Consider the following 16,350-nt stretch of genomic DNA (forward strand, 5'->3'; position numbering starts at 1 on the left):
GCCGTGACCACGTACGACGAGCCTCCGGTCGACGTCGGCCCCCCCGACGACGGTGATCGCGGAGGCCGCGGGGGTCGTGGCCAGGGCCGCGGGCGGGAGTCCCGGGGCGAGTCGTTCGACCGGATGCCCCCGCAGGACATCGCCGCCGAGCAGGGCGTGCTCGGCGGGATGATGCTCTCCAAGGACGCCATCGCCGACGTCGTCGAGGTCATCAAGAGCCAGGACTTCTACCGCCCGGCCCACGAGCTGATCTACGACGCGATCCTCGACCTGTACTCCCGCGGTGAGCCGGCCGACCCCGTCACCGTCTCGGCCGAGCTGACGAACAAGGGCGAGCTGACCCGCGTCGGCGGGACGCCCTACCTGCACGACCTCATCTCCACCGTCCCCACCGCGGCCAACGCCGCCTTCTACGCGCGCATCGTCGCCGAGCGCGCGGTGCTGCGCCGCCTCGTCGAGGCCGGCACCCGCATCGTGCAGATGGGCTACGGCTCCGACGGCATGGACGTCGAGGCCGTCGTCAACAGCGCGCAGGCCGAGATGTACGCGGTCACCGAGAAGCGGACCAAGGAGGACTACGCCGTCCTCGGGGACGTCATCGAGGGCACCATCGACGAGATCGAGGCCAGTTCCCACCGCGGGGAGGGGATGGTCGGCGTCCCGACCGGCTTCGCCGACCTCGACAGCCTCACCAACGGCCTGCACCCGGGGCAGATGATCGTCATCGCGGCGCGGCCGGCGGTCGGCAAGGCCCTGGCTCTCGACACGCCGCTGCCGACGCCGACCGGGTGGACGACGATGGGCGAGGTCGCCGTCGGCGACGAGCTCGTCGGTGCCGACGGCCGCCCGACGACGGTCGTGGCCACCACCGAGGTCATGGTCGACCGCCCCTGCTACGAGGTGAGCTTCTCCGACGGCACCGTGATCGTCGCGGATGAGCAGCACCAGTGGTTCACCACGACTCGTGCATCCAGGAGGGCTGCCGCAGGGGCCTCCGGCTCGGTGCGCACGACCGGCGAGATCGCGGCGAGTCTCCGTGTGACGACCGGCGATCAACGGCTCAACCACTCGGTGCCCCTCGCCGCTCCGCTCGCGCTGGCCGAGCGTGAGCTCCTCGTCCCTCCCTACGTCCTCGGGGCGTGGTTGGGTGACGGCCACAGCGCTTCGGCACGCATCACCACCGCGGACCCGGAGCTCGTCGTGCACCTCGAATCCGAAGGACTCGAGGTGAAGCCGGTGGGCAGTCTCTCGTACTCCATGGGCCTGCCCAAGGTGACGGTGGTGGCTCGAACGTGCGTCGTCTGTGGTGGCACGTTCATCCCGCGCACCTCGGAGATCAAGACCTGTGGTCGCAGCTGCGGGGGCAAGGCCAAGCTGGTGGGTGGCCGGAGCGTTCCACCCGCCTGCCCGTCGTGTGGGCGTCCGTCGAGTGGGCTCGCGCTGTGTGCCACCTGCCGCGACGAGAGGGGCACGCTGCAGGCGCGATTGCGAACGGTTGGTGTCCTGGGGAACAAGCACCTCCCCATCGAGTACCTCCGGGCTTCCGAGAGTCAGCGACGTGCTCTCCTGGCCGGGCTCCTCGACACGGACGGTACCGTCGCCCCCTCGGGGACCGTGCAGTTCGCGGTGACGTCCCGGCGTCTGGCGGAAGGGTTCCGCGAACTCGTGCACAGCCTCGGGTACCGGTCCGGGTGGAGCGAGAAACCTGTCAAGGGCAGGTCGGCGGAGAGCTCGACCTCCTTCACCGTCACCTTCAGCACCGACGACGACGTCTTCCGGCTGGAGCGTAAACGGCTGTTGCACAAAGATCGCCGAGTCCGCACCTTCCAGCGTCGGGACAGTCGGTTCATCACCGACGTGCGTCCCGTTCGTCCCGTTCCCGTCCGCTGCGTGGAAGTTTCGAACGACAACCACTTGTACCTCGCGGGCCGGTCGATGATCCCGACCCACAACTCGACGCTGGGGTTGGACATCGCCCGCGCCGCCTCCATCAAGCACGGCCTCGCCTCGGTCATCTTCTCCCTGGAGATGGGCCGCAACGAGATCGCCATGCGCCTGCTGTCCGCCGAGGCCCGCGTCCCGCTGCAGAAGATGCGCAAGGGGAGCATGGACGACGCGGACTGGACGCGGTTCGCCCGCACGATGGGGTCCATCAACGAGGCGCCCCTCTACATCGACGACTCCCCGAACATGTCGCTCATGGAGATCCGGTCGAAGTGCCGGCGCCTGAAGCAGCGGGCGGACCTCAAACTGGTCATCGTCGACTACCTGCAGCTCATGACGTCCGGCAAGCGCGTCGAGTCGCGCCAGCAGGAGGTCTCGGAGTTCTCCCGCGCCCTCAAGCTGCTGGCCAAGGAGATCGAGGTCCCGGTCATCGCGCTGTCGCAGCTGAACCGTGGTCCGGAGCAGCGCACGGACAAGCGGCCGATGGTGTCGGACCTTCGCGAATCGGGCTGCCTCACCGCGGACACCCGGGTCCTGCGCGCCGACACCGGTGCGGAGACGACGATGGAGGAGTTGTTCGCCCTGCAGGCGCACGACGTCCCGGTGTGGGCGCTCGACGAGTCGCTGCGGTACGTGCGACGGCACCTCACCCACGTCTTCCCCACGGGGGTGAAGCCCGTGTTCCGGTTGCGCACGGCGTCGGGCAAGGAGGTGCGGGCGACGGCCAACCACCCGTTCCTCACCCTCGACGGGTGGAAACCGCTGGGGGAGCTGTCCACCGGTGATCGCCTCGCAACACCTCGGCACGTGCCGGCGCCCGAGCGGTTGACGGCCTGGGACGACGCCCACGTCGTGCTCCTCGCGCGCTTGCTCGGCGGTGGGCGGGTGTCCGCCCACCGGCCGGTGAGCTACCGCGGTGGTCGTCAGGGCGGGGTCGAGGCCGTCACCGCGGCTGCGGCCGCCCTCGGGTTGCGCGTCCGCCCGCACGGTGCCGGTCTGGTGCTCAGCACCGACCCCGGTGCGCAACACCCCGTCCGCGAGTTCTTCGACGAGCTCGGTCTCCGCGGTACCTCCGGGTCGGGAGGTCTGCCGTCCGAGGTGTTCCACCTGCCCAAGCCGCGGATCGCCCTCTTCCTGGCGCACCTGTCGGCGGAGCTCGGCACCGTGGAGGTCGGTCGCGGAGTGCGCCTGGTGCACCCCGCACGTCGGTCGCTGGACGACGTCGCGCTGCTGCTGCTGCGCTTCGGCATCAGTGCGCAGGTGCGTCGGGGCACGGGTGCCGGGGGTTTCCCGCACGGCTGGACCCTGGAGGTGTCCGGTCGTGACGACGTGCGCCGGTTCCTCCAGGAGATCGGCATCGACGGTCGTCTCGCCGCCGAATCGGCGCAGACCCTGGCCGAGGTGATCGGCCGTCGCGAGCAGCTGGACGCGCCGGTGCGGTTGGCCGACGAGCTGCGGGCCGCGGTGACGGCGAGCGTGCTGGACGAGGCGGCAGCGACGTCCGAGCGCGGGGCTCTGGCGACGGTCGTGGACGTCCTCGACCACGCCGATCTCGACGTCCACGCCGTGAACGACGTCATCTGGGACGAGGTCGTCGCCATCGAGCCCGACGGCGAGGAGCAGGTCTACGACGCCACCGTCGTCGGCGGCCACAACTTCGTCGCCAACGGCATCGCCGTCCACAACTCGATCGAGCAGGACGCCGACATGGTCATCCTGCTGCACCGCGAGGACATGTACGAGAAGGAGTCCCCGCGCGCGGGGGAGGCCGACTTCATCGTCGCCAAGCACCGCAACGGCCCCACGGACACGATCACCGTCGCGTTCCAGGGGCACTACTCGCGGTTCGTCGACATGGCCACCTGAGGTGCCCCCACCCGCACGCTGAGCACGCGGCTGCCGTCCTCCTCGTCCTCCTCCCCCGACGGGGCGGGGAGGACCTCGGCGTCCAGGCCGTGCTCGCGGGCGCACCGCACCGCGGGCCCGGTCTGCGCCTCGTCGAGCTCGGTGAACAACCGCCCGCGCCCGGTCAGCCGCTCCCCGGCCCCGGCCAGGACGCGGCGCAGCACGTCGAGCCCGTCGGCGCCGCCGTCGAGGGTGCGCCGGTCCTCGTGCTCGCGCATCTCCACCGGCAGGTGGGCGATCCCGGCGGTCGGGACGTAGGGGACGTTGGCGAGGACGACGTCGAACCGCAGCCCGGCCGGCAGCGGCTCGAACAGGTCGCCGGTGTGGACGTGGGCGCCGGGCAGGTTCGACCGGGCGCAGGCCGTCGCCGCGGGCAGCAGGTCGGTGGCGTGCACGACGAGACCGGGCACCCGGTCGGCGAGCGCCCCGGCGAGGGCCCCGGTGCCGCAGCCCAGGTCCAGGACGGTGTCCCCGGGGCGGGCGTGCGCGGTGGCCGCCTCGACGAGGGCGGTGCTGCGCTGGCGGGGGACGAACACCCCAGAGGCGACGACCCAGCGCCGGCCGCCGAACCGCGCCCACCCCAGGACGTCCTCGAGGCGTTCCCCCGCGACCCGCCGGGCCAGGAGCGCGTCCACGTCACCCCGGCGGCCAGCAGCAGCTCCGCCTCGCGCTCGGCGAAGACGCTCCCGCCCCTCCGCAGCCGGTGCACCACCTCGTCCGCGTCCACGCGCGGAGTCTGGCAGGGCCGGTGGTGGGGGAGTGGGGCCGCGGCCCGGAATCGACGGGCCACCGCGGTGGTTGAGAGCTGCGGAAAGACACGCCGTTCGAAAGGTCGTCCCATGTCGCTCGCGCTCTCCGTCCTCGACCTGGCCCCCATCGCCCCGGGGCAGTCGGCGGTCGACAGCATCGCGGCGAGCGTCGCGCTCGCCCAGACCGCGGAGGAGCACGGCTACCGCCGCGTCTGGTACGCCGAGCACCACAACATGCCGCACATCGCCTCCTCGGCGCCGGCGGTCCTCATCGCCCACGTCGGGGCGAAGACGTCCACGATCCGGCTCGGGGCGGGTGGGGTCATGCTGCCCAACCACTCCCCGCTGAGCATCGCCGAGCAGTTCGGGACGCTGGAGGCGATGTACCCGGGGCGGATCGACCTGGGGCTGGGGCGCGCGCCCGGCTCGGACGAGGCCACCACCTACGCCCTGCGCCGCGACCCGGCCCAGTCGGCGCAGTTCCCCGAGGACGTCCTGGAGCTGCAGGCCTACCTCGAGGGTCGTTCCCGCGTGCCGGGCGTGCAGGCCACGCCGGGCGGGGGGTCCGGGGTCCCGCTGTACGTCCTGGGGTCCTCGACGTTCGGGGCGCACCTGGCCGCCCGGTTCGGCCTGCCCTACGCGTTCGCCTCGCACTTCGCCCCGCAGCAGCTGCGCGCGGCGGTCGCCGCCTACCGGGCCGAGTTCCAGCCCTCGGACCAGCTCGCCGAACCCCACGTCATCGCCGGGGTGAACGTCGTGGCGGCGGACACGACCGCGCAGGCGCGGGAGTCCTTCACGCAGGTGCAGCGGCGGTTCGCGACCTCGCTGTTCGGCCGGGGGCGCACCTTCACCGAGGCCGAGGTGGACGTCCTCATGGAAACCGCCGCGGGTCAGCACGTGCAGCAGATGCAGCACTACTCCGCGGTCGGGACCCCGCCGGAGGTCCGGTCCTACCTGCAGGACTTCGCCCGCGAGGCCGGGGCCGACGAGCTCGTCGTCGCCCACCAGGCCCTGTCCACCCCGGCCCGGCTGCGCTCGGTGCAGCTGACGGCCGAGGCGTTCGAGGGCGCGACCGTCTGAGGGTCCCCGCCCGGCCGGGCCCTCAGCGCGCCGGGCCGAGCCGGGCCTGCACGCGGGCGACCGCGGCCCGCAGGAACGGTTCGCGCTCGGCGCGGGCGCGCCGGGCGGCCTCGGGGGCCTCGCGGTGCCGGCCGTGCGCGTCGCGCACCCGTTCGGCGAAGGAGACCGTCCGCCCGTCGGGGGCCGTGGTCATGTCGCAGAACAGCAGGGCGTCGGCGACGGGACCGCCCTCGTCGGGGTAGACGTCGAGCAGGTCCTCGACGCCGTGGGCCCGGGCGAGGAACCGTGCGCCGCTGTGGTGGGCGACCAGGCCCACCACCCGCAGCGGCCAGCCCAGGCCCTTGAGGTGGTCGGCCCCGTCGAGGGGGTGGAACCCCGTGCGCCGCAGCGCGGGTGCGTACCCGATGTCGTGCAGCGTCGCCGCCGTCACGAGCACGTCCCGGTCCTGCTCGGGGACGACGCGGGCGATCCGCTCGGCCGTCCTGGCCGCCGCCGCGACGTGCTCGTACCGCCGGTCCACGCCCGTGAGCAGGTCGCGGGCCAGCGCCAGCGCCTCCCCGGTGTCCTTCCCGTCCATCATCCGACTCCTGCTGCTGGAGACTCCGTCGTCACCTGTGGTCGAGCCGTCACGATGGCACGTCCGCAGGTGACCTGCCAACCACCTGTGCAACGTTGCAGGAGCCGAGGAGTTCCCGGCTGCCCACCGTGCGGCACGGGGCGCGGGCGGGTGGGGGTCACCAGGCGTAGGCCTCCGGGGCCGGTCGGCCGCCGTGCGGGAACGGTGCGGGGAACAGCTCGTCGAGGCGGTCCAGCGCGGCCCGGTCCAGCCGCAGGTCCAGCGCGCGCAGCGACCCGGTGAGCTGCTGCACCGTGCGCGGGCCGATGATCGGGGCCGTCACGGCCGGGCGGGTGAGCAGCCAGGCGATCCCGACGTCGGCGGGGTCGGCGCCGAGCTCGCGGCAGAAGTCCTCGTACGCCTCGATGGCCGCGCGGTTGGCCGCCAGCCCCTCGGTGTTCGACGTGCCGCGGCCCTCGTCGCCGCCGGCCTGCTTGGCCAGCACCCCGCCGAGCAGGCCACCGGCGAGCGGGGACCACGGGATGACCCCGAGGCCGAGGTGCTGGGCGGCGGGCAGCACCTCGAGCTCCACCCAGCGCGACATGAGGTTGTAGAGCGACTGCTCGCTCACCAGACCGACCATCCCGCGCTCGGCGGCGCTGGCCTGCGCGGTCGCGAGGTGCCAGCCGGCGAAGTTCGAGGACCCCGCGTAGAGGATCTTGCCCTGCTGGCGCAGGACGGACATGCCCTCCCAGATCTCCTCCCACGGTGTCGCCCGGTCGACGTGGTGCATCTGGTACAGGTCGATGTGGTCGGTCTGCAGCCGCTGCAGCGAGGCGTCGCACGCCCTGCGGATGTTGTAGGCGGACAGCTTCCCGTCGTTGGGCCAGTCGGTCATGTCGCCGTAGAGCTTGGTGGCCAGGACGGTCTTCTCGCGACGGCCGCCGCCCTGGGCGAACCAGCGGCCGACGATCTCCTCCGTCTCGCCCTTGTGGCTGCCGTAGCCGTTCGCGGTGTCGAAGAAGTTGACGCCGTGCTCGTGCGCGGCGTCCATCACGGTGCGGCTGTCGGCCTCGGTGGTGCGGGGGCCGAAGTTCATGGTTCCGAGGCACAGCGGCGAGACGCGCAGACCTGTGCGGCCGAGGTGGCGGTACTCCATACCGAAACGCTACGCGCGAGGTGCGGACCCGGCGCGGCCGAGCCGGTCCGGCCGGTGGGCCCGGCTGACCCGCCCGGGGGACCGAGGCTCCAGGACCGGTCCGCGGCTGCCGAGGACCTTCCCGTGGGGGGACGTGGAACAGCGGTGGTCCGCGGGCCGGACGTCGCGGTCCCCGCCGACCCCGCCGACCCGGGCCCCTGGCTGCGCGCCAACCAGGTCTTCCTGCTCCTGTGCGCCCCGGCGCTGCTGCTGCTGGCCCTGGCCGTGGTGTTCCTCGTCCCGGACGTGCTGCGTCCGGGGGCCGCCCCGGTGGTCCTCACCGCGGGTCTGCTGGCGCCGCCGGTGGCGGTGCTGGCGTTCGTCCGGCACCGGCGGACCGGTCGCCCGCAGGGCTGGTGGTCGGTGTGGGCGACGGCCCTCATCGCCGTGCTCGCGGTGACCGTGGCCGACCCGGCGTTCCGCCAGACGACCGTGGCCGCGCTCGTCGTGGGCCCCCTGTACGCCGCGATGACCTCGACCGCCCGCTCGATGGCCGGGCACCTCGCCCTCACGGTCGCCGTCGCCTCCGGGCTGGTCGCGGTCCTCCCGGGCGATCCGCTCGTGCGGACGGCCCGCGTGGTGGCGGTCGACGTGGTGCTCGTCCTCACCGTCGCCGGCCTGTTCGTCCTGCGGGCCCGGCTCGACGCCGCGGTGGCGCGTGCCGTGGCCGCGCGCGACCGCGCCGACGAGCTCGCCGCCCGCGACCCCCTGACCGGCCTGCTCAACCGGCGCGGTGTGCGGGACGCGCTGGCCGGGCTCGGGGACCGGAGCGTGGGCGCCGTGCTGCTCGACGTCGACCACTTCAAGCGCGTCAACGACACCTTCGGGCACGGAGCCGGTGACGAGGTCCTGGTCCGGGTCGCCGCGGTGCTCGCCGCGACCGTGCGCCCCGGTGACCTCCTGGCCCGCATCGGGGGCGAGGAGTTCTTCGTCCTGGCCCCCGGCGCCGGCGCGCAGGAGGTGGCGGCGCTGGCCGAGCGGCTCCGGGTCGCCGTCGCCGCCGACGGCGGGGTCCCGCCGGTCACCGTGAGCGCGGGGGCGGCGGCCCGCCCCCCGCGGGGGACGGTCCCGGACGTCCTGGACGAGCTGTACGCGCGCGTGGACCGGTTGCTGTACCGGGCCAAGGCCGAGGGGCGCGACCGCGTCTGCGCCGAACCGGACGCCGGCGAGGTCCCCACCGCCCGGCGGACGGTGCAGGCCTGACCGTGCAGGCCTGACCGTGCAGGCCCGACCGTGCAGACCCGACCGTCCCCACCGAGGTGTCGGGCTGGCAGGATCGCCGGGTGGGCACCACCACCGGGAGGCTGCGGCCATGACCGAGACCGCTCCCCTCGACGACGCTCCGACGCTGCCTCCCCACCCGGACGGGTCCCCGCCGCCGCCCCCCGCCCGCCGCGGCGGACTCCGAGGGCGGGTGCGGCAGGTGCTGCAGGACAGCGTGTTCATCGCCTCCGGGTGGGCCCTGGGGGTCGCAGGTCTCGTCCTCGTGGTCACGGGGCTGTCCGCCGCCGTCGGACTGCTGGTGGTGTGGGTCGGCGTCCTCGTCGCGGCCGGCACGCTGCTCGGCGCGCGCGGTCTGGCCCACCTGCAGCGCACCGAGCTGCGCCGCTGCGGCCGGGCGGCCCCCACCCCCGCGTACGTGCGGGCCGCGCCGGGTGCCGGTCGTCTCCGGCGGGCGCTGGTGCCGCTGCGCGACCCCCAGTCCTGGCTGGACACCGTCTGGGCCCTGCTCGCCTTCGTCACCGGGACCGTGTCCTTCGTGGTGGGCGTGAGCTGGTGGGCGCTCGCGCTGGGTGGCCTGACGTACTGGTCCTGGCAACGGTGGCTGCCGGCCGACGACGTGGGGCCGGCCGAGCTCCTCGGGTGGGACGGCCGGCGCGCCGACAGCCTCCTGCACCTGGTGGCCGGTGCCGTCGCGCTGGTCCTGCTGCCCCGCGTGCTGCGGGGGTGCGCGCTGCTGCACGGCGGCCTCGCCGACGTCCTGCTGTGCGGCCGGGCCCGCTGGCAGTCGGAGGTGCACCGGGTCACGCACAGCCGGGCCGCGGCCCGGCAGGCCGAGGCGCAGTCCCTGCGCCGCCTCGAACGGGACCTGCACGACGGCCCCCAGCAGAGCATGGTGCGCCTGACCCTGGACATCGGCCGCGCCCGTCGCCACCTGTCCACCGATCCCCGGGCGGCCGGGGAGATCCTGGACGACGCCCTCGTCCGGGCCCGTGGCACCACCGAGGAGCTGCGGGCCCTGAGCCGGGGCATCGCCCCGCCGCTCCTGGTGGACCGCGGGCTGCGGGTGACGGTGGCCGAACTGCTGCAGCGCAGCCCGATCCCGACGTCGGCCACCCTGGACGTGCCGGCCGACCTGCCCCCGCACACCGAGACGGCCGTCTACTTCACGGTGGCCGAGGCGCTGACCAACGTGGCCAAGCACTCCGGGGCCGGCCGGGTCGAGGTGGCGGTCGGCACCGTCGGCACCGACCTGGTCGTCTCCGTCGTCGACGACGGGGTGGGGGGTGCGCACCCGGCCAAGGGCAGCGGCCTGGCCGGTCTGGCCCAGCGCCTGGCCGGGGTCGAGGGCCGGCTGTCGGTGACCTCCCCCCGGGGCGGGCCGACGTCCGTCGTGGCCACGGTCCCGCTCGGCGGTCCCGGTGGCGCGTCCGGTGGCGCGTCCGGTGGCGTGGCCGACGGGAGGGCGTGACGGGTCGTGCGGATCGTGCTGGGGGACGACTCGGTCCTGCTGCGGGAGGGGATCGCCCTGCTGCTGCACGACGCGGGCCACCAGGTCGTGGCCAGCGCCGGGGACGGCCCGGGCCTGGTCGAGGCCGTCCTGCGGGAGCGGCCGGACCTGTCCCTGGTCGACGTGCGGATGCCGCCGTCGCACACCGACGAGGGGTTGCGCGCGGCGGTGGAGGTCCGCCGCACGTGGCCGGGGGCGGCCGTGCTGGTGCTGTCGCAGTACGTGGAGGTCTCCTACGCCGAGGACCTGCTGGGCCAGGACCCGGGCGGGTCCGGGGCTGGGACCGGGCGCGGTGGGCAGGGCGGGACCGGGTACCTGCTGAAGGACCGGGTGGCCGACGTCGAGGACTTCCTGGCGGCGGTCCAGACGGTCGCCGACGGGGGCACGGTGCTGGACCCGCTCGTGGTGCGCCAGCTCATGGACCGGCGGCGGGACCCCCTGGCGGCGTTGACCCCGCGGGAGCGGGAGGTGCTGGAGCAGATGGCGCAGGGCCGGTCCAACGCCGCCGTCGCCGCCGCCCTGCACGTCAGCCTGGGCGGGGTGGAGAAGCACACCCAGCGGATCTTCGCCAAGCTCGGGCTGGGGGAGGACGAGTCGGCCCACCGTCGCGTGCAGGCGGTGCTGCGCCACCTGCGGACCACCGGCTGAACACCCCGAGAACTCCGAGAACCCCCGGAACGGTTCAGTCGCCGAGCCACCGAGCCGATGGAGGACCGGGTCCCTGAACCGCGGGGGCATCGGGAGGTTCGAGGTAGTCCATGTCGGCTCGTCTGCGCGATCTGCGCGTGTCCACCAAGCTCGTCGCCGGTTTCGGCGCCGTCGTGCTGCTCCTCGTGGTGATCGCCGGCTTCGCCGCCGTGCGGCTGCAGTCGGCGCAGGAGAACCTGCGGACCCTCTCCGCCTCGGGCGTGACCTCCGTGGCGGCCGCCGCCCACCTGGAGACCTCCTTCGGCACCATCCGCGAGGACCTGCTGCGAGCGTCCCTGGCCGGGGCCGACCTGCAGGCCGCCCTGGGCACGCTCGAGGAGGACCAGGCCGCGCTGGACCAGGCGTGGACGGACTACCTGGCGGCCTCGCCCGGTTCCACCGCCGAGCAGCGGTCGGCGTACACGACGTCGCTGGAGACGTACCGCGCGGCGGTGCAGGACTTCATCACCGTGGGGACGTCCTCGAACCCGGCCGGGGCGACCGCCGTGGCCGCCCAGCGGGTCGCCCCGGCCGCCGAGCAGGTCAAGGCGTCGCTGCAGGAGCTGAGCCGCTCCGAGTCCGCCGCCGCGACGGCGATCGCCGACCGCGGCGGTGCGGAGTACCACCGCAGCCTGCTCGCGCTGTTCGCCGTGGCGGGCCTGGCCGTGGCCCTGGCCGTCGCGCTGGCGCTGGTCATCGCCCGGTCGATCTCCAAGCCCCTGGCCCAGACCCTGACCGTGGTCGAGGGGCTGGCGCAGGGGCGGCTGGACCGGCGCGTCCCGGACCCGGCCCACGACGAGGTCGGGCGCCTGGCCGCGGCCACCAACGCGTCCATGGACACCCTGACGACGCTGCTGCGCGACGTCACCACCACCGCGGGGCAGCTCACCGCCTCCTCCCAGCAGCTCACCGGGGTGGCCTCCCGCCTGTCCTCCGGGGCGGCCGAGTCCGCCTCGCAGGCGCACGTCGTCTCCGCGGCGACCGAGGAGATCAGCGCGAACATCGGGACCGTGGCCGCGGCCGGGGACGAGATGTCCTCGGCCATCCGCGAGATCGCCACCTCCACCGCGCAGGCCTCCCAGACGGCCGCGACCGCGGTGACCGCCGCGCAGGACGCGGGGGAGACGATCACCCGCCTGGGGGCCTCCAGCCGGGAGATCGGCGACGTCGTCAAGCTCATCACCTCCATCGCCGAGCAGACGAACCTGTTGGCGCTGAACGCGACCATCGAGGCCGCCCGCGCCGGGGAGATGGGCAAGGGGTTCGCCGTCGTGGCCGGGGAGGTCAAGGAACTGGCGCAGCAGACGGCGCGGGCGACCGAGGAGATCATCGCCAAGGTGAACGCCACGCAGGCCGACGCGGGCGCGGCGACCGGGGTCATCGCCCAGATCGCGGACGTCATCGCCCAGATCGACGGGTTGCAGGCCACGATCGCGGCGGCGGTGGAGGAGCAGTCGGCGACCACGGCGGAGATGGTCCGCAACGTCACCGAGGTCTCCACCGGATCGCAGGAGATCGCGGCGAACATCACCGGCATCGCCCACGCCGCCGGGCAGACCACCGACAGCGCCTCGCAGACCTCGGCCACGGCCGAGGAGGTCTCGCGGGCCGCGGGCCGGCTCAGCGAACTGGTGGCGGGTTTCCGCTTCTGATCCGACGGGAGGCCGGGGTCCGGGACGGGCATGATGGGCGCCATGAGCACCCTGCCCACCACGCCCGACCGGAACCTGGCCCTCGAGCTCGTCCGGGCCACCGAGGCGGCGGCGATCCGCGCGACGCCCTACATCGGCCGCGGGGACAAGAACGGGGCCGACGGCGCCGCCGTCGACGCGATGCGCGAGTTCCTCGGCACCGTCGCCTTCGCCGGTGTCGTCGTCATCGGTGAGGGGGAGAAGGACGAGGCGCCGATGCTGTTCAACGGCGAGGAGGTCGGCACCGGCAACGGGCCGGCTTGCGACATCGCCGTCGACCCCATCGACGGGACCTCGCTGACCGCGCTGGGCCGCCGCAACGCCATCTCGATGATCGCCGCCGCCGACCGCGGCGCCATGCTGGACGCCCACGCGGTCTTCTACATGGAGAAGATCGTCACCGGCCCCGAGGGTGTCGGCGTGGTCGACCTGCGCCAGCCGATCGGGGAGAACGTGCGCGCGCTGGCCCGGGCCAAGGGCAAGGACGTCTCGGAGATCTCGGTCGGCGTCCTGGACCGCCCCCGCCACGAGCAGCTCATCGCCGACATCCGCGCGGCCGGGGCCGGGACCCGCCTGCTGCTGGACGGCGACGTCGCCGGCGGCATCGACGCCGCCTCCTACGAGGGCCGCCTCGACATGTGCGTGGGGGTCGGCGGCAGCCCCGAGGGCGTCGCCACGGCGTGCGCGATCAAGGCGCTGGGCGGTCTCATCCAGGCCCGCCTCGCCCCGAAGACCGATGACGAGAAGCAGCACGGCCTCGACGCCGGCCTGAAGTTCGACCACGTCTACACCGCCGACGAACTCGTCAAGGGGGACAACACGTTCTTCGTGGCGACCGGGGTGACCGACGGGAACCTCGTGGCCGGGGTGCGCCGGCTCGGCCCGGTCATCCGCACCGAGTCGATCGCGCTGCGAGCCCGCTCGGGCACCATCCGGCACGTCCGGGCCGACCACCTCGCCGAGAAGTGGCTCTGAGGACCCGGCCGTGAGGACCCTGGAGCGGGTCCGGGACCTGCTGGCCGGCCGCGACGTCCGCGAGCGCCGGATGTTCGGCGGGACGTCGGTGGTGGTCGACGGGCGGATGGTCCTCAGCGTGCGCGGCGACGGAACCCTGCTGGTGCGGGTGGACCCCGACCGGTCGGCGGACCTCGTCGCGCACGAGGGTGCGGTGCGCGCCGAGATGGGGGCCGGCCGCGACATGGGGCCGTCCTGGCTCAGCGTCCCGGCCTCCGACGGACGGGTGGAGTTCTGGGTCGCCGTGGCGCTGGAGCACCACGGCGCCCAGGCGGGCTGACCGGGCCCGCCCCTACCTGCGGGGCGGGCGGTTCAGACGCGGAAACCGCTCACGACCTCGCGCAGGCGCTGCGCGACGGAACCGACCTCGTCGGCGGCCGAGCGGGTCGAGACGACCGAGGCCTCGGTGGCGCCGGCGGCCGAGGCGACCTCCTCGATGCTCGTGTCGATGCGCCGCGCGCCCTCGGACGCCTCGCCCAGGGCGCGGCTGATCTCCGAGGTCGTGGCCGACTGCTCCTCCACCGCGGAGGCGATGGTGGTCTGCAGGTCGTTGACGCGGGCGATGACCTCCGCGATCGAGCCGATGGCCTCCACCGCCCCCCGGGTGTCGCCCTGGATGGCCGACACGCGCTGGGAGATGTCCTCGGTGGCGCGCGCGGTCTGCTGCGCGAGTTCCTTGACCTCACCGGCGACGACGGCGAACCCCTTGCCCATCTCCCCGGCGCGGGCGGCCTCGATGGTGGCGTTGAGCGCGAGCAGGTTCGTCTGCTCGGCGATGGCGGTGATGGCCTTGACGACGGCGCCGATCTCGGCGGAGGAGTCACCCAGGCGGGCCATGATGACGTTGGTGCGTTCGGCCGTCTCGACGGCCTGGGCGGCGACGTCGGTGGCCTGGGCGGCGCTGGCGGAGATCTCGCGGATGGCCGTCTCCATCTCCCCGGAGGCGCTGGAGACGGTCTGCAGGCCGTCGGTGACCCGGCCCACCTCCCCGGCGGCCTGCCGGACCTCGACCCCGGCCCGCTCGGCGGCGGAACCGGCGTGCGAACTGGTCGACAGCAGGGTTCCGGTGGAGGACTCCAGGGCGTCGGCGGCACGGGCGACGGCCGAGAACTGCCCGCGCAGGCTGTCCAGGGCGCCGTCCAGGGCGGTGGCGATGGCGCCCAGTTCGTCGCCGCGGTCCACGCCGCTGCGGCCGGTGAGGTCCCCGTCGCGCAGCCCTTCGGCGGTGCGGGCGATGGCCCGGGCGTCGGCGCGGACCCGGCGGACGACGGTCACGGTGGTGATCAGGGCCAGGGTCAGCCCGGCCAGGAGGACCACCAGGACGGAGACGACTGTGCGGGTGGCGGCCGAGCGCGTGGCGGCGATCATGTCGTCGACCTGCTGCCGGCTCAGCTGCGTCAGTTCCTCCAGGCTCTCGGCGAAGGCGGCCTCGGCGCTGTTGTAGTCGTCGACCGACTGCTGGAACTCCGCGGGTGGGGCGTCGAAGGGGACGGCCAGCGCGGCGTCGCTGGTGGCGAGCTGGGCCGCCATGTCGTCCACCAGGGCGGCCTGCCGCCCCGTCGCCCGCGCCTGCAGCAGGTCCATGCCCCCCTCGACGCGCCGGGCGGCCGCCTCCCGCTGCGCGGTGAAGTCGGCGATCTGCGCCGGGGTGACGTCGGGGGTGGCCAGGGCCACCGACAGGAAGTTCAGGTTCGCGGTCGCGTGCTCGCTCTTGACCGTCGCGGCGGCCTGGGCGACGGCGATCCCGTCGCGCTGCAGCGCTTCGAGGTCGGTGGCCTGCCGGTCGGCCTGGACGGCCGCGCCACCACCGAGCAGCACGGCCACGACGGCCACCGTCCCGGTGGAGACGGCGAAACCCCCGGTGAGTCCCAGCTTGGACCGCTTCCCCTGCTCCACCGTTCCCCCTGTCGTCGACGGGCTCCGCGCGGAGCCGTTGTCCCATCGTCGGCCGGTGGGGAGCGGGGCTTGAGCGTTTCACCCGGGACCCGGGGCCCGGGGCAGCGCCGGTCCGGTGCCTCAGCGCAGCAGGTTCAGCCCCGAGACGACGGACAACCCCAGCACCCACTTCTCGAACGTCCTGATGTCCAGCCGCTTCGCCAGCCACCAGCCGATGAGCGCGCCCACGACGACGGCCGGGGCCAGGCGCAGGTCCAGCCACAGCGAGTCCACGCTGATGAGGCCGAGGCCGACGCTGAACGGCACCTTGAAGCAGTTGACGATGAAGAAGAACCAGGCGCCCGTGCCGAGGAAGGACATGACGCCCAGGCCCATCGTGAAGAGGTAGATCGACATGGGCGCCCCGCCGGCGTTGGCGACCATCGTGGTGAACCCGGCGAGGAACCCGAAACCGATCGAGGTCCACCGGCGGCGGGTGGCCGACATCGGCACCACGTCGGTGTTCTCGCGCAGCCTCCGCTGGCGCCAGACGTGGATCACCACGAGCAGGACGAGCAGGACCCCGATGGAGCGGCGCATGACGGTGTCGTCGACGAGGCCGACGAAACCCGCACCGGCCACGACCCCCACCGCGACGTAGGGGAACAGCCGCAGGAGCAGGCCCCAGTCGGCGTGGCGGCGGTAGACCGAGATGGCGAAGAGGTCGCCGAGCACGAGCAGGGGCAGGATGATCCCCGTGGACTCCTTGGCGGGCAGGACGGCGGCGAACACCGCGACGGCGATCGTGCCGGCCCCGCCGATGGAGGTCTTGGAGAACCCGATGACCAGGGCCGCCAGGTACAGGGGGATCAGGTCCGTCGTCGCCAGGTCCAGCACCGGGGGAGCCTAGCCGTGGGACC

At 73.9% G+C, this 16,350-nt stretch carries 13 protein-coding genes; 8 read left to right on the forward strand and 5 right to left on the reverse strand.

All coding sequences use genetic code 11. The features are described from left to right. Positions 1–123 precede the first annotated feature (123 nt). Positions 124–3,810, forward strand: a complete 3,687-nt coding sequence (gene dnaB / locus AB2L27_RS08425; RefSeq protein WP_370441161.1) for a replicative DNA helicase — start codon at positions 124–126, stop codon at positions 3,808–3,810. Here dnaB and AB2L27_RS08430 read toward each other — a convergent pair. Beyond that, positions 3,780–4,484: a N5-glutamine methyltransferase family protein gene (locus tag AB2L27_RS08430; protein ID WP_370441034.1), complete on the reverse strand. Its 705-nt coding sequence runs from the start codon at positions 4,482–4,484 to the stop codon at positions 3,780–3,782. The genes dnaB and AB2L27_RS08430 overlap by 31 nt on opposite strands. A gap of 204 nt (positions 4,485–4,688) precedes the next feature. Between AB2L27_RS08430 and AB2L27_RS08435 the strand changes: the two genes are divergently transcribed. Beyond that, positions 4,689–5,678, forward strand: a complete 990-nt coding sequence (locus tag AB2L27_RS08435) for an LLM class flavin-dependent oxidoreductase (protein WP_370441035.1) — start codon at positions 4,689–4,691, stop codon at positions 5,676–5,678. A 22-nt stretch (positions 5,679–5,700) separates the two neighbouring features. Here AB2L27_RS08435 and AB2L27_RS08440 read toward each other — a convergent pair whose 3' ends face one another. Further along, positions 5,701–6,255, reverse strand: a complete 555-nt coding sequence (locus AB2L27_RS08440; RefSeq protein ID WP_370441036.1) for an HD domain-containing protein — start codon at positions 6,253–6,255, stop codon at positions 5,701–5,703. Between the two features lie 157 nt (positions 6,256–6,412). Continuing rightward, positions 6,413–7,393 carry an aldo/keto reductase gene (locus tag AB2L27_RS08445; RefSeq protein WP_370441037.1) on the reverse strand — a complete coding sequence of 327 codons (981 nt, stop codon included), beginning with the start codon at positions 7,391–7,393 and terminating at the stop codon, positions 6,413–6,415. A gap of 123 nt (positions 7,394–7,516) precedes the next feature. Between AB2L27_RS08445 and AB2L27_RS08450 the strand changes: the two genes are divergently transcribed. The 6 genes from AB2L27_RS08450 to AB2L27_RS08475 all read left to right on the forward strand — a co-directional run bounded on the left by AB2L27_RS08450 (position 7,517) and on the right by AB2L27_RS08475 (position 13,835). After that, a complete protein-coding gene (locus AB2L27_RS08450) occupies positions 7,517–8,635 on the forward strand; it encodes a GGDEF domain-containing protein (protein WP_370441038.1) in 1,119 nt (372 codons plus the stop codon). Between the two features lie 220 nt (positions 8,636–8,855). Continuing rightward, a complete protein-coding gene (locus tag AB2L27_RS08455; protein WP_370441039.1) occupies positions 8,856–10,124 on the forward strand; it encodes a sensor histidine kinase in 1,269 nt (422 codons plus the stop codon). A gap of 6 nt (positions 10,125–10,130) precedes the next feature. Further along, positions 10,131–10,811, forward strand: a complete 681-nt coding sequence (locus AB2L27_RS08460; protein ID WP_370441040.1) for a LuxR C-terminal-related transcriptional regulator — start codon at positions 10,131–10,133, stop codon at positions 10,809–10,811. A 137-nt stretch (positions 10,812–10,948) separates the two neighbouring features. Further along, positions 10,949–12,502 (forward strand): methyl-accepting chemotaxis protein, encoded by a 1,554-nt coding sequence (locus tag AB2L27_RS08465; RefSeq protein WP_370441041.1) that lies wholly within the window; start codon positions 10,949–10,951, stop codon positions 12,500–12,502. A gap of 33 nt (positions 12,503–12,535) precedes the next feature. After that, the gene (glpX, locus tag AB2L27_RS08470) at positions 12,536–13,516 is read left to right on the forward strand and encodes a class II fructose-bisphosphatase (protein WP_370441042.1); all 981 of its coding nucleotides are present in this window, start codon (positions 12,536–12,538) and stop codon (positions 13,514–13,516) included. Positions 13,517–13,526: 10 nt separating this feature from the next. Further along, positions 13,527–13,835 carry a TfoX/Sxy family protein gene (locus tag AB2L27_RS08475; RefSeq protein ID WP_370441043.1) on the forward strand — a complete coding sequence of 103 codons (309 nt, stop codon included), beginning with the start codon at positions 13,527–13,529 and terminating at the stop codon, positions 13,833–13,835. Positions 13,836–13,867: 32 nt separating this feature from the next. Here the strand turns inward: AB2L27_RS08475 and AB2L27_RS08480 are convergent, their stop codons facing one another. Both AB2L27_RS08480 and AB2L27_RS08485 read right to left on the reverse strand, forming a co-directional pair. Further along, the gene (locus AB2L27_RS08480) at positions 13,868–15,451 is read right to left on the reverse strand and encodes a methyl-accepting chemotaxis protein (protein ID WP_370441044.1); all 1,584 of its coding nucleotides are present in this window, start codon (positions 15,449–15,451) and stop codon (positions 13,868–13,870) included. Between the two features lie 120 nt (positions 15,452–15,571). Further along, a complete protein-coding gene (locus AB2L27_RS08485) occupies positions 15,572–16,327 on the reverse strand; it encodes a sulfite exporter TauE/SafE family protein (RefSeq protein WP_370441045.1) in 756 nt (251 codons plus the stop codon). Positions 16,328–16,350 lie beyond the last annotated feature (23 nt).

Origin of the sequence: Kineococcus halophytocola, from assembly GCF_041276425.1 — a bacterium.
Classification (GTDB): Bacteria; Actinomycetota; Actinomycetes; order Actinomycetales; family Kineococcaceae; genus Kineococcus; species Kineococcus halophytocola.